The organism is Micromonospora sp. NPDC049139, from assembly GCF_055586845.1.
In genome coordinates this window covers 72,457-85,230 of the sequence record NZ_JBVJHK010000014.1, presented here as the reverse complement: position 1 = coordinate 85,230, position 12,774 = coordinate 72,457, and the positions used below count along the sequence as shown (strand labels likewise).

The 12,774-nt window shown below is 71.7% G+C and carries 9 protein-coding genes; 7 read left to right on the top strand and 2 right to left on the bottom strand.

All coding sequences use genetic code 11. The annotated features are described in order from the left end of the window. Window positions 1-87: 87 nt before the first annotated feature. Complete coding sequence (locus ACZ6Q9_RS22440) at window positions 88-4,776, bottom strand: golvesin C-terminal-like domain-containing protein (RefSeq protein ID WP_396829493.1); 4,689 nt, start codon at window positions 4,774-4,776, stop codon at window positions 88-90. 392 nt (window positions 4,777-5,168) lie between these two features. Between ACZ6Q9_RS22440 and ACZ6Q9_RS22435 the strand changes: the two genes are divergently transcribed. The 6 genes from ACZ6Q9_RS22435 to ACZ6Q9_RS22410 are packed head-to-tail and all read left to right on the top strand — an operon-like array spanning window position 5,169 to window position 11,231. After that, a complete protein-coding gene (locus tag ACZ6Q9_RS22435) occupies window positions 5,169-6,644 on the top strand; it encodes an ABC transporter substrate-binding protein (RefSeq protein WP_393456545.1) in 1,476 nt (491 codons plus the stop codon). Then, a complete protein-coding gene (locus ACZ6Q9_RS22430; RefSeq protein WP_393263705.1) occupies window positions 6,641-7,633 on the top strand; it encodes a carbohydrate ABC transporter permease in 993 nt (330 codons plus the stop codon). The genes ACZ6Q9_RS22435 and ACZ6Q9_RS22430 overlap by 4 nt, the downstream gene beginning before the upstream one ends. Continuing rightward, entirely contained in the window at window positions 7,633-8,451 is an 819-nt protein-coding gene (locus ACZ6Q9_RS22425) for a carbohydrate ABC transporter permease (protein WP_393456548.1), read from the top strand. The genes ACZ6Q9_RS22430 and ACZ6Q9_RS22425 overlap by 1 nt, the downstream gene beginning before the upstream one ends. After that, entirely contained in the window at window positions 8,435-9,325 is an 891-nt protein-coding gene (locus ACZ6Q9_RS22420; RefSeq protein ID WP_396829494.1) for an SMP-30/gluconolactonase/LRE family protein, read from the top strand. Before ACZ6Q9_RS22425 ends, ACZ6Q9_RS22420 begins: the two co-directional genes overlap by 17 nt. Further along, window positions 9,322-10,467 (top strand): mandelate racemase/muconate lactonizing enzyme family protein, encoded by a 1,146-nt coding sequence (locus ACZ6Q9_RS22415; RefSeq protein WP_393456554.1) that lies wholly within the window; start codon window positions 9,322-9,324, stop codon window positions 10,465-10,467. Before ACZ6Q9_RS22420 ends, ACZ6Q9_RS22415 begins: the two co-directional genes overlap by 4 nt. 5 nt (window positions 10,468-10,472) lie before the next feature. After that, window positions 10,473-11,231, top strand: a complete 759-nt coding sequence (locus tag ACZ6Q9_RS22410; protein WP_393456557.1) for an NAD-dependent epimerase/dehydratase family protein — start codon at window positions 10,473-10,475, stop codon at window positions 11,229-11,231. A gap of 12 nt (window positions 11,232-11,243) precedes the next feature. Here ACZ6Q9_RS22410 and ACZ6Q9_RS22405 read toward each other — a convergent pair whose 3' ends face one another. Further along, complete coding sequence (locus ACZ6Q9_RS22405) at window positions 11,244-11,834, bottom strand: dienelactone hydrolase family protein (RefSeq protein ID WP_396829495.1); 591 nt, start codon at window positions 11,832-11,834, stop codon at window positions 11,244-11,246. Between the two features lie 63 nt (window positions 11,835-11,897). Here ACZ6Q9_RS22405 and ACZ6Q9_RS22400 point away from each other — a divergent pair, with 63 nt between their 5' ends. After that, the gene (locus tag ACZ6Q9_RS22400) at window positions 11,898-12,518 is read left to right on the top strand and encodes a helix-turn-helix domain-containing protein (protein ID WP_393456563.1); all 621 of its coding nucleotides are present in this window, start codon (window positions 11,898-11,900) and stop codon (window positions 12,516-12,518) included. Window positions 12,519-12,774 lie beyond the last annotated feature (256 nt).

The window sequence follows — 12,774 nt, the reverse complement described above, 5'->3', positions numbered from 1 at the left end:
AAGCGTAGGAGTGTAATCCAGATTACGGATCATACATCGCGTGGCGTGCGGGCCGCCGACCGTCACGACCGGCGGCCCGCACCCTGGTCAGCAGCCGGGCGTCCGCGCCGGGACGACCGGTTCGAACCGGACGGCGTCGGCCCGGTGATGGCCGACCTGCTGCGCCGACAGGCTCACCGTGGCGGTCGCCGGGTCGAGGTGCCACGCGCCCAGCACCCGCCACTGCCCGGCGTCCTTGGTCTGGTCGACCGTCCGGGCGTCGGTGCCGGCGGTGTGCACCACCCGGTAGGTGGCCGCGGTGGTGGTGGTGGAGTTCGTCGGATACCACACGCTGACCCGGTAGGCGCCGGCCGACAGCCTGGGCCGCCAGGTGGCGACGGCGCCCGTGCCGCCGCCGGCGACGCGGGTGGTGCTGTCGGCGTACCCCTTGAGCGTGCTGGCGGTCCAGCCGCCCGTTTCGGTGTAGCCGTCCTGGCCGTCGTCGACGACGACCGCCGCCGCCGGGTCCGGCGTCCCGACGGGTACCGCCGTCCGCCCGACCGCCCCGGCCACGTGCAGGGCCACCTCGTGCAGCGCGCCGACCCTGGCGCCGGGCGGAGCCGTGATCGTGAAGTTCACCTGTTGTGCGGCGTTCGGTGCCAGCGCGACCGGGATGGACGCCGGGGTGCTGGTCCAACCCTCCGGCAGGCCGAGGGCGGCGCAGCCGCTCGCGCCCGCCATCGCGGTCGCGGTGATGGTGGCCGTGACCGTGGTGCTGCCCCCCGGTGCCGCCACCGCGTCGGCGGAGAGCCCGGTGATCCGGGGCTGCACCACGGCCGGATCCACCGGGCGGAACCGGACGGCGCTGACCCGGTGGAAGGCCGGGTCGTCGACGGTGATCCGGACGAAGCCGTCCTCGCCGGCGGCGAACGGGAAGGTCCCGAGGACCCGCCAGGTGCGCGCGTCCTGCTGCTGGTCGACCCGCACCGGCGTCTCCCCGTCGCGGTGCCGCACCAGGTAGTCGGCCTCCCTGGTGGTGTCGGCGTTGGACGGGTACCAGACGGCGACCTCGTACCACCCGGCCTCGGTCAGGGCCGGCCGCCAGGTGGCGGTGCCGCCGAGCTTGCCCTCCGCGCTGAAGCGCGACGGGAGCCCCTTGTATCCGGCCAGGCCGCTGGCGAGCCACTCACCGGTCTCCGTGTACCGGGGACGGATGTCCTGCGTGGTGACGATGACGTCCTCGCTGGCGATCCGTACCTGCGCCGTGGTCGCGGCGCCGCCGTCGATCGCCGCGGTCACCTGGTACGCCCGGTCGCGTTCCGCGCTGGACGGTGAGGTGAGGGTGAAGGTGTACGCGCGTTCTCCGCGGGCGGCGACCTCGTACGGCACGCTCGCCGGCGAGATCGTCCAGCCGGCCGGCGGCGTCAGGCGCAGCGTGCCCCGGGCGGTGGCCGGGCCGACGTTGAGCACGCTGGCGGTGACCGTGGTCGCGTCACCCGGCTCGGCGAGTTCCGCCGGTGCCGCGACGAGGGCACTCACCCTGGTCGGCGGCCGGACGGTGAGCCGTCCGGCCGCGAGCGTCACCTCGCCGCCGCTCCATTTCACCGTCCCCTTGAGCGCCACGGTGCCGGCGGCGTCGGGCGGGGCGGAGAGTTCGTAGCGCCAGGTCGTCGTGGCCCCGGCCGGCACGGTGGATGGCTGCGCCCCCGTCGGCCGGGCCGACCAGCCGGCCGGCAGGTCCAGCGCGACGACCGGGTCCGGGAGGGCGGCGGAACCGTCGTTGCGGACGGTCACCGTGAGCCCCACGGTGTCGCCGGGCGTGGTGTCGGGCGAGGCGGGGGTCACCGCGCCGCAGACCGGCGCCGCGGCCGTGCAGCGGCCGGTCACCGCGGGCGGCAGGCGCAGCGTCGCCTCGTCGGTTCCCGCCGCGGCGGTGCTGATCCGATAGGTGAATGGCGTGTCGAGGTCCTCGACCGGGATCGTCCACTCGTTCGGGTAGATCCGGTCGGCCTGCTCGTGCCAGGTGGCGCCGCCGTCGGTCGACCAGTGCAGGGTCGTCGGCGCCTCGGTCGCCGCCTGCAGGTAGGCGTCGTAGCCGGTGCCGTCCGGCCGGGGGAGCAGCATCCCCCGGGCGGTCCCGATCGGGCTCGCGTCGTCGAAGTGGTAGCTGTCCGGTCCGGCGTCGGGCTGCCCGCCGCCGACCTGGTGGGCGACGTCCGGCACCGATACGTCGCGGACGACCAGCGCGGTGATGCCCCGACCGGAGACGGTGACCGGCAGGGTCGCCCCGTGCATCGTGGTGACGGTCCGGGAGCCGTTGTCCCGGATCACCTCGACCTTGTACGCCCGGTCCGGCCGCACCCCGCTGACCTTCGGGTCGAAGCGCACGACGCTGCGGGAGGTGCCCGTCGCCTCGTTGGTCAGGCTGAGGTAGAGGCTCTTGTTGCCGTGCCCGGTGACCCAGTTGAGCTGCGGGTCGGCGACGTCGACGATGCCCTTCGGCAGGTACGGCCAGACGCCGTCCTCTCCGTAGAACGTGCCGGGCTGGTGGCCGTAGACGTGGGACTTGAAGTAGACGTAGTTGGTCTCGAACACGGCCGGGAAGCTGATCTTGCCGCGCGAACGGTACGTCTGCTCGGAGATCAGGTAGTCCATGGCCAGCCCGAGCTGTGCCGGGATGTGGTGGTAGTAGATGGAGGTGAGTCCGGCGGGGCCGGTCAGCGGGAAGTCCGGGCGCATCTGGGCCGCGGTGAACTCACGGTAGTAGTAGCCGGGGTAGTTGGTGAAGCGGCCGACGACGAGGTTGTGCGCCACGTCGGCGAGCAGCCGGTCGTCGGTGTGCGCGGCGAGCCGCAGCAGGAACGGCGCCCAGATCGGGTTCATCACCAGGCCGCCGCCGGGGTTCTCCCGACCCGCTGCGATCTTGTAGGTGCTGAGCTGTTCGAAGGTCATGCCGTTGGTGGAGACCATCCAGGCCGGCACCTCCTCGGCCGGCACGTCCTTCTTCGGGTAGTCGTAGGTCACGGCGGGGTTCCAGCGGTCCACCTGCGCGTCGATCCAGCCGTCGGCGTTGACGGTGATGGTGCCCTCGGGCACCGGGCGCACCATCGTCTGCGTGACGAACCGCTTCGCCTCGGTGTAGGCGGCGTTCAGGTAACGCTTGTCGCCGGTCTCCTCGTACAGTTCCAGCAACTCGATCCAGCCCTTGGAGTAGTTGAACTGGAAGCCGTTCTCGGCGATGTTCGTCGTGTACGGCGGGTCGATCTGGGCGGTGATGTAGCGGTCCGCCTCGGCCTTCGCCTCGGCCAGGTACGCCGGGTTGCCGGTGAGTCGCCACGCCGCGAGCGGGGTGCTGACCGGCGTCCGGCTGTCCTTGCGGACGCGCTCCTCGATCGACTTCAGGGCCAGTTCGTGCAGGCCGGCCACCTGGCCGCGGGTCTGCTGGTAGAGCGGCACGAGGGTGGAGGCATCCCCGGCCACGCTGCCGACGCGCCAGGCGTTGGTGTCGCCGTACACCGGGTTCTGCTTGATCGGGGTCCAGCCGATCCCGTTACGGGACACCTGGTACTCCAGTGACGGTCGCGCCCGTTTGTCGTAGAGCTCCCGGTCACCGGTCAGGTAGTAGGCGCCGAGCAGGACGCCGCTGGTGGCGGTGCGCACCGCCCGGTCGTTCTCCGTGTCCACGAAGCCCTTCGCCCGGTCCCACCAGCCCGACAGGGAACGCTGGTAGGTCTCGCTGTCGTCGGCCTCGGTGTCCCGCATGGTCAGGTCGACCAGGTTGTGCACCGTCTCGGTCAGCGAGGTGTCGTAGATGTTGCGCCGGTAGGCGGAGTAGTCGTACTCGTCGCGCGTCAACTGCGTGTACGCCTGGTACATCGTCGTGGGCCGAGCGTAGACGCCAAACGTGAACCGGTGCTGCTGCCCGGTCTCAAGTGGCGAGAGCCGGCCGACCTGCGGCGCGAAGGCGACCGGCTGGATGCCGCCGTTCTCGTTGCGCAGGCTCATCCCGAACGGTTGCCCGTCCGCGCCGGCCTCGCGCTGGTGCTCGAAGGGGATCACCTCGGCCGGTGCGTAGACCCCGCTGGTCACCTGCTGCCCGGCGACGGTGCGTTCCATCAGGCAGGCCGGGGTCATCAGCTCCCACGCGCTGAGCGCCTCCGCGCCGTAGACGACCCGGGCGTGCTGACGGCTGCCGCAGAGCACCTCGTCGACGTCGCCGAAGGAGGTGACGTCGAGGGACTGGTAGCCGACGACGAAGTTGTCGGCGCGGCGGGCGGTCAGGGTCCACGACGCCTCGGGGTTGTCGCCCGCGACCGACCAGCGGACGGTCAGTTCGTACGCCCCGGGCGCCCCGGTCCGCAGCTCGACGGTGCGACTGTCGACGGTGCGGAGTCCGGTGAAGCCGACCCAGCCGGGGTTCATGGAGCTGTAGTAGTCGGTCGGGGTGCCGTCGGCTCCGCTGAGCACGAGCCACTGCTCGTCGAAGCGTCGCTCGGTGTCGGTGACGGGCAGCCAGCCGCCGGGGGTGCGGACCCGGATGTCCCGCAGGTACGTCTGCCCGCCGCGCCAGGTGGCGTGGTGGAAGATCATCCGGTGGTGGTCGCCCTCGATGGTGGCCACCTGCCGGATCCGCAGGTCGGGCTTGTCGGTCTCGCGCAACGGGGTGGCGAACGGAGCCTGGTCCTGGGTGGTCGGCGCCGCGACGGCCGCCCCGGAGGGCAGCACCAGGGCCGCGAGGACGAGGAAGAGGGTGAGTAAAGAACGATGCCGCCTCGATACTGTGGGCTTCACATCCATGAAATGGATAGTTAATGCAATCAATTCCGGTGTCAAGGGTGTCTGTTGGCGGGAGTATGCATGCTCGGCCCCCTTGGAGCCCCTGCAGGAGCGCTCCTGGCCCGAGGGAGTCCGGGTGTGGTCGCGCGACGGCCGCGAGGGCGGCGACGTCCGGCGGAAGGTCGAGCGGATCCGGCACGTCGCCGCGGTTTCGGCCGGGCGGACCGCGCCCTCGTCCTGGGCAGCTCCCGGCCTTCATGCGTTGCTGACCCACATGGCGGATGCCTATTGCACAAGGTGGTGGGTGAAGCTACTGTCCTCAACACGCTCTTCACCGCGACGAAACACAGACCGAAGCCTCGCCCTCGTTGGCCGAGCGGCTCCGCCAACCGGTGATCGAACAGGAGTAGGACATGAAGCAACCAGAGCTCACCCGCCGGTCCTTGCTGCGGATCCTGGGCGTGGGTGCGGCCGCGACCGCGGCGGGCGGGCTGACCACCGCGTGCAACCTGGTCGGCAGTGGCGACGGGTCCAGCGGGGACACGGTGACGATCAAGGTCATGCTGGTGCCCGACCCCTCCGGCGCCTCCCAGTTCTATCGCGAACAGTTCGACCTGTTCGAGGAGAAGAACCCGGGTATCAAGGTCCAGGTCATCGAGAACCCGAGCGACCAGCAGATCAACGCCATCGAGCTCAGCTTCCAGCAGGGCAACGCGCCGGACGTCTTCCGCGCCCAGGACCAGGGCTTCGACCGCATCTTCGAACGCGGCTGGATCGCGCCGCTCGACCAGTACGTCACCGACGAGTTCAAGGCCCGGTTCCCCGAGGGCAGCCTCGACCCCGCCACGTCCGGACTGCACCGCGACGGCAAGCTCTACACGCTGCCGCTGGTCTGGGGAAAGTGGTCCGTGGTGCGGTTCCTCCTGGTGAACAACACCGCCGCGAAGACGGGCGGGGTCACCGCCGCCCCGAAGACGTGGGAGGAGTTGGAGCAGGCCGCCGCCGCGATCACCCGCGCCGGCGGGGGCAGGACGTTCGGCTTCGCGGGCCCGTGGAGCAAGAGCGTCCTGGCCCGCATGCTCCAGCACACCGCCGGACCGGCCTCGATCGACAACGGCATCGACCTGCGCACCGGCCGGGCGGCCGTCACCCACCCGTCGCTCGCCGCGGCGGTCGACCTGCTCAGGCGGATGCACGCCGCGAAGAGCATGACCCCGGGCTGGGAGACCTGGACGGACGCGGGCAAGGTGCACACCGCGTTCGCCAAGGGCGAGCTGGCGATGTTCCTCGCCTCTCCGTTCCAGATCAACGAGGTCCGCAAGCTGAACCCGCAGCTCGACATGACCATCGCGGCCGTGCCCGTGCCGGCGGCCGGGCGTGGCGGCTACTCGGGACAGACGGCGAGCTTCAGCCCGCTGTGGTCCATGTCGGCCCAGTCCAAGCACCCCGAGCAGGCGTGGAAGGTGATGGACTTCCTCGCCTCCAAGGAGTTCCACCGGGCGTACTACGAGAAGTTCGGCACCCTCACCGCGCTGGAGAGCGCCTGGCAGGACAAGGCGGCGAACAACGCGGACCAGAAGGCGATCATGGACGTCGCCGCGCAGACCGTGCGGCTCATCCCCAACCCGGTCCTCGCCAGCAAGGGCGGCGCGCAGCTGATGGCGGCCATCCGCGGCAAGCAGGATCTCCAGTGGTCCGAGATCGCCCTGCCGGCCATCCTGCGCAACCAGCCCTTCGGTCCGGCCGCCGCGAACCTCAACGGCAAGCTCGACGCCTTCATCGACGAGCAGATCAAGACCCTGGCGGGCAAGGGAGTGCAGGCCTCGCGCGCCGACCTCACCTTCCCGGGTTGGGACCCGCTGCAGCCGTTCACCCCGAGCCAGAAGTGACCAGCACCCCCACCGTCGCCCCGGGTGGCGCCGCCGAACCGGCGGCGGCGCCACCCCGGCGCGCTCCCGCCGCCGCCCGGCGCCGCCGCCCCGGCAAGCTGCGCCGACACGCCTGGCAGTACGTCTTCCTCGCCCCGATGCTGCTGCTCTTCGTGGCCTTCACACTCTGGCCGATGGTCGCGAGCTGGTGGTACTCGTTCTTCGACTGGGACGGGGTGGGCCCGGCCACCGAGTGGGTCGGCTTCGCCAACTTCACCGAGGTGCTCGGCAACGAGCGTTTCTGGCACGCCTTCCGCAACTCGTTCCTCTTCTCCCTGGCCGCGATCTGCGTCGAGATGCCGCTGGCGCTGCTCGTGGCGATCCTGCTCAACAGCCGCCGGCTGCGCGGGCGAAACCTCTACCGGTTGTTCCTGTTCCTGCCGGTGGTGACCACCACGGCGGTGGTCGGCATCGTCTTCGCGGTCCTGCTGGACCCGGCCGGCGGGTTCGTCAACGAGGTGCTGCGCTCCGCCGGGATCGTCGACTCGCCGGTGACCTTCCTGTCCGAGTCGTCGGCCCTGCCGACGGTCATGGCGGTCGACGTGTGGAAGGGCTTCGGCATCACCCTCGTCTACTGGCTCGCCGCGCTGCAGACCGTCCCCGAGGACCTGTACGAGGCGGCGAAGGTCGACGGTGCGAACGGGCGCCAGACGCTGCGGCACGTCACCCTCCCGGTGATCGCCCCGATCGGCGTGGTGATCCTGCTGCTCACCTTCCAGAAGAGCATGAACCCGTTCGACCTGGTGCAGGCGATGACGCAGGCCGGCCCCAACTACGCCACCGACGTGGTCGCCACCTACATCTACCGGTACGCCTTCAACCCCGAACTCAACGCGCCCCGCTACGGCTTCGCCTGCGCCGCCGGCGTGGTCTTCGGGGTCATCACGCTGGTGATGACGGCGCTGCAGGCACCGCTGCTGCGCCGGCAGTACCTGAAGGGGAGCCGCTGATGCGTCGGATGCACCTCTGGCACCTGCTGCTGGTGCCGCTCTGCCTGATCTGGATCTACCCCTTCGTCTGGATGGTCTCCACGGCCTTCAAGTCGGAGCGGGAGGTCTTCCTCGGCGGGCTCTCGGTGCTGCCGAAGGAGTGGAGTTTCGACAACTTCAGTCGGGCCTGGGACACGGCGCACTTCGGCACCTACCTGTCCAACACGGTCGTCTTCTCCCTCACGACCGTGGCCATCGTCCTGCTGGTCTCCGCCACCTCCGGCTACGCCCTCGGCCGCGGCGACCTGCCCGGCAAGAAGGTGATCGTCGGGCTGCTCATCGCCACCATGTTCATCCCGCACGGCTACACGATCATTCCGATCTTCAAGCTGGTCGACGGGCTCGGGCTGAGCAACGGGCTGCTCGGCGCGGTGCTGGCCACCGCCGGGCCGGCGCACGTCGTACCCATCCTGCTGTTCATGGGGTACTTCGCCGGCATGCCGCAGGAGTTGGAGGACGCGGCCCGGATCGACGGCGCCGGCTACCCGCGCATCTTCTTCCGGATCATGTTGCCGCTGGCCAAGCCGGTGATCGGCACCGTGGCGCTGTTCAACTTCATGGCGGCGTGGAACGCCTTCTTCATCCCGCTGGTGTTCACCCTGGGCCGGCCGGAGCTGCGCACGCTCGGCGTCGGCATGTACAGCTTCTTCGGTCAGGAGGCCACCGACTGGGGCGGACTGGCCGCCGCGGCGACCATCAGCCTGCTGCCGATCATCGCGATCTTCCTGTTCCTGCAGCGTACGTTCGTGGAGGGGATCGCCGGTGCCGTCAAGTCCTGACACCCTGCTCGCACACCCGGTGTCCGCCGAGCGCTACGAACTCGGCGAGGGGCCGCGGCTGGATCCGCGCACCGGTGAACTGCTCTGGGTGGACATCCGCGCCGGTCGGCTGTGGCGGGGGCGGTTCGGCGGCGACCGGATCGAGGTGCTGGCCGGGTACGACGTCGGGGCGGCGACCGGGGCCGTGGCGCCGCTCGCCGCCGCCGGCAAGGGCTGGGTCGTGGCGGCCGGGCGGGGGTTCCGGCACGTCTCGGCCGACGGCACGGTGCGCCCGCTCGGTGGTGACGTCGCCGCGCCGCGCACCCAGATGAACGACGGCGGCTGCGACCCGTACGGCCGGTTCCTCGCCGGCAGCCAGATCCTGGGCGGCGCGGACCCCTGGTCCGGCGCGCTCTACCGGCTGGAGCCGGACGGCTCGGTGGCGACGGTGCTGGACGGCATCGGCTGCGCGAACGGGCTCGGGTTCGACCCGGCAGGGGAGACGCTGTACCACGTGGACAGCCGGCGTCGGCGACTCACCGGCTACCGCTACGACCCGGCAACCGGCGAGGCCGGCGACCCGCGGATCCTCGTCGACTGCGACGACGCCACCCCCGACGGGCTCTGCGTCGACGCCGAGGGCTGCCTCTGGGTGGCCATGTGGGACGGCTGGTGCGTCCGCCGCTTCGCCCCGGACGGCACCCCGCTGGCCCGGGTGCGGCTGCCGGTGCCCCGGCCGACCGCCGTCTGCCTGGTCGCCGGCACCCTCGTGGTGACCACGGCCTGGCTCGGGCTGGACGAGGCGACCCGGCGGGCGGCGCCGGACAGCGGCCGGATCTTCGCCGTCGAGGTCGGGATCGACGGGCCGCCGACGAACACCTGGGGGACGAAGTGAAGATCACCCACCTGGAGCTGCTGACCGTGCCGCAGGACACGAGCGCCATGCTGCTGGTGGTTGTGCACACCGACTCCGGCGAGTACGGCGTCGGCGAGGTCGGCATGCGCTCCCGCTGGCGGGCCGTCCGCGGCGCGGTCGAGGACTTCGCCGAACAACTGGAGGGCGCCGATCCGAGCCGGATCGAACACCTCTGGCAGTTCCTCTCCCGGTCGGGGTTCTTCCCGGCGACCGGCGTGCTCGCCTCCGTGCTCGCCGCGATCGACGTGGCGCTGTGGGACCTGCGGGGCAAGACGCTCGGCGTCCCGCTCCACCAACTGCTCGGCGGCGCCTCCCGGGACCACGTCGAATGCTATGTGCACGTCCGCGTCGGCGAGGCCAGGGACCCGGCCGCGACGGTGGCCGAGGCCGAGCGGCTCGTGGCGGCCGGATGGCGCCACCTGCGGGTGCCGGCGAACAGCCCGGACGCCGGCGGCGAGTACGACCAGCGGAGCGCCCTGCGGCACACCGTCGCCACCATGGAACGGCTCCGCGCCGCGCTGGGCGACGACGTCGAGCTGCTGCTCGACGTACACACCCGGTTGGAGCCCCCGCAGGCCGTGACGCTGTGCCGGGAGTTGGAGCCGTTGCGGCCGTACTTCATCGAGGACCCGCTGCGCAGCGAACACCTCGACGGCTACCGGATGCTGCGCCAACGCAGCGCGGTCCCGCTCGCGGCGGGTGAACAGCTCGGCACGAAGTGGGAGTTCCGGCCGCTGATCGAGGGTGAGCTGATCGACCACGCCCGCGTCGACGTGGCCAACACGGGGCTCACGGAGGCCCGCAAGATCGCGGCGATGGCCGAGGTCCACCACATCAACCTGGCCACCCACAACCCGCTCGGCCCGGTCACCGCCGCCGCCTCCGCCCACCTGAACCTGGTCCTGCCCAACGTCTCCGTCCAGGAGCAGCCGTGGCCCGAGTTCCCGCCCTCGCCGGTGCTGACCGCCGGTCCCGTGCTGACTGCCGGCCGGATCACGCCGGCGGAGCGGCCCGGCCTCGGCATCGAGCTCGACCTCGCCGCCGCCCGCCGGCTCGACCACCGCGGTCCGGCCCCGCTGCCGGTCTACCACCGCCGCGACGGCTCCTTCGCGAACTGGTGACCGGGATGCGGGTACTGGTGACCGGCGCGGCCGGCGGGGTGGCCGGGCTGCTCGTGCCCGAACTCGCCGGGGAACACGAGCTGCGGCTGACCGACCTGCGCGCCCCGCAGCCGGTCGGGCCGGCGGAGGTGCTGCCCGGCGACCTCGCCGACCGGGGGTTCGCCGAGCGGCTCTGCGCCGGGGTGGACGCGGTCGTGCACCTGGCCGGGAACCCGCGGCCGGGCGAGGACTGGGACCGGCTGCACGGCCCCAACGTCGAGGTGCCGACCCGGGTCCTGGCGGCGGCGGCGGAGGCGGGCGTACGCCGGGTGGTGCTCGCCAGCTCCGTCCACGTCCTCGGCGGCTACCACCCACCGGCCGCCCGGCCCGCGGCCGGTCCGATACGCGACTCGTGGCCACCCCACCCGTGCTGCCGCTACGGCGCCACCAAGGTCTTCGGCGAGGCCGCCGCCCGGGTGTACGCGGACTCGGGTGCCCTCTCCGTGGTCTGTCTGCGCCTCGGCGGCTGCCGTCCCGTGCCGCCGACGCAGGGCTGGTTCGACACCTGGCTCGGCCCGGCGGACCTGGGCCAGGCGGTACGCCGCGCGCTGCGGGCCGACGTCGGCTTCGGGGCGTACACGATCACCTCGGCGAACACCCGGGCGGTCTTCGACCTCGACGCGGCCCGGCGCGACCTGGGTTACGCGCCGGTCCTAGACTCGGAGGCGTACCGGGACAGCGCGCCCGACGGCCCGTCGACCCTGTGCCGGGGCGGGCAGGGCTGAGCCCCCCGCGGGTCAGCCCACCCGGTCGAGGAACTGCCGCGATCGCCGCACCACCAGCGCCGTCGCCTCCGCGTCGTACGACGGCAGCGAGCTGTCGGCGAACAGGTGCTGGTCGCCCGGGTAGACGCACAGCTCGCCCAGGTCGGCTCCGACCGTCGCGACCAGTTCGCGTGCGGCGTCGATGTCGCCCTCCAGCGCGAAGAACGGGTCCTTGTCCATGCCGTGGATCTGCACCGGGACCCCGGTGGGCCACGGCCCGACGGCCCACTCGCCGGTGATCGGAAGGCAGGCTTCGTAGAGCAGCGCGCCGCGCGCGCCGGGCCGGGTCTGGGCCATCCGCTGGGCCGTGGCGGCACCGAAGGAGAAGCCGGCATAGACCAGCGTCCCGGGGAGGTCGGCCACGGCTCGGTCGGCGCGCTCGTCGAGCACCTCACCCCCGATGCGCCGGGTCAGCGCGAGCCCGTCCTCGAGGGTCGCCGGTCGTTCGCCGTCGAACAGGTCCGGCGTGTGCACCGTGTGGCCGCCGGCGCGCAACTGCTCGGCGAACGCGCGCATCCCGTCGGTGAGCCCCTGCACGTGGTGGAACAGCACGACTTCGGCCATCTCTACACTCCTGACATCGGACGGCGAGGATCAAACGATCCACAATTTTAGAACGGTCGAGAAATGTCGGTCAATGAGCGGATCCCGGACTACGACCTCGACGAGATGCTCGTGGTCACCGCGCCCGAGCAGCTGCGTGCGCTGGCCGACCCGCTGCGCGACACCCTCCTGGAGCTGCTCCTCGAGCGCGCCGCCACGGTCACCGAGATGGCCCGGGCGGTCGACCGCCCCAAGAGCAGCGTCGCCTACCACGTGAACCTGCTCGTCGACGTCGGTCTCCTGCGCGTGGTCCGCACCCGCCGCGTGCGGGCGATCGAGGAGCGGTACTACGGCCGGGTCGCCCGTACGTTCTACGTCGGCGCGCTCAGCCGCAGTGAGGACAAGCAGGTCGTGGCCGCCATCAACGGGCTCGCGCAGGCGACCGCCGAGTCGGCCGCCGCCCACGCGGCCGACGACCTGCGGTGCACCCTCGTGCACGCCCGTATTCCCGTCGAGGAGGTACGCAACTTCTGGGCGCAGGTCCAGGAACTCGCCCGCCGGTTCGCCCAGATCCCCCGGTCCGGCGACCAGGTGTACGGCTTCGTCGCCGGCCTCTACCCCACCGACGCTCCCACCCTCCCCGACGCTGAGCCATCGGATGCTGTCAATCGCGCCGTGCCGGCCGATCCGTCCGATGTACCCTGACCGGCAGGCCCTCCGGTCGGACGTCACACCCTTCTGACCTGCCCCGGGTGACCTGCACTTCCCCTCGACCGGCGCGCCGGACTCGGCCGTCGACGCGCGGCACAGGACCGGACAGGCCAACCCACCCGGCATGCATGTCGCCGCAGTGGTTGCGGAGAGCGGGAGGCGCGGGTGTTCGACATGCGTCGGCGTGAGCCAGGCCGACGGCGGCGCGGCGCACGGTACGACTGATGGCAGGCTGCGCAGAACCGACGGA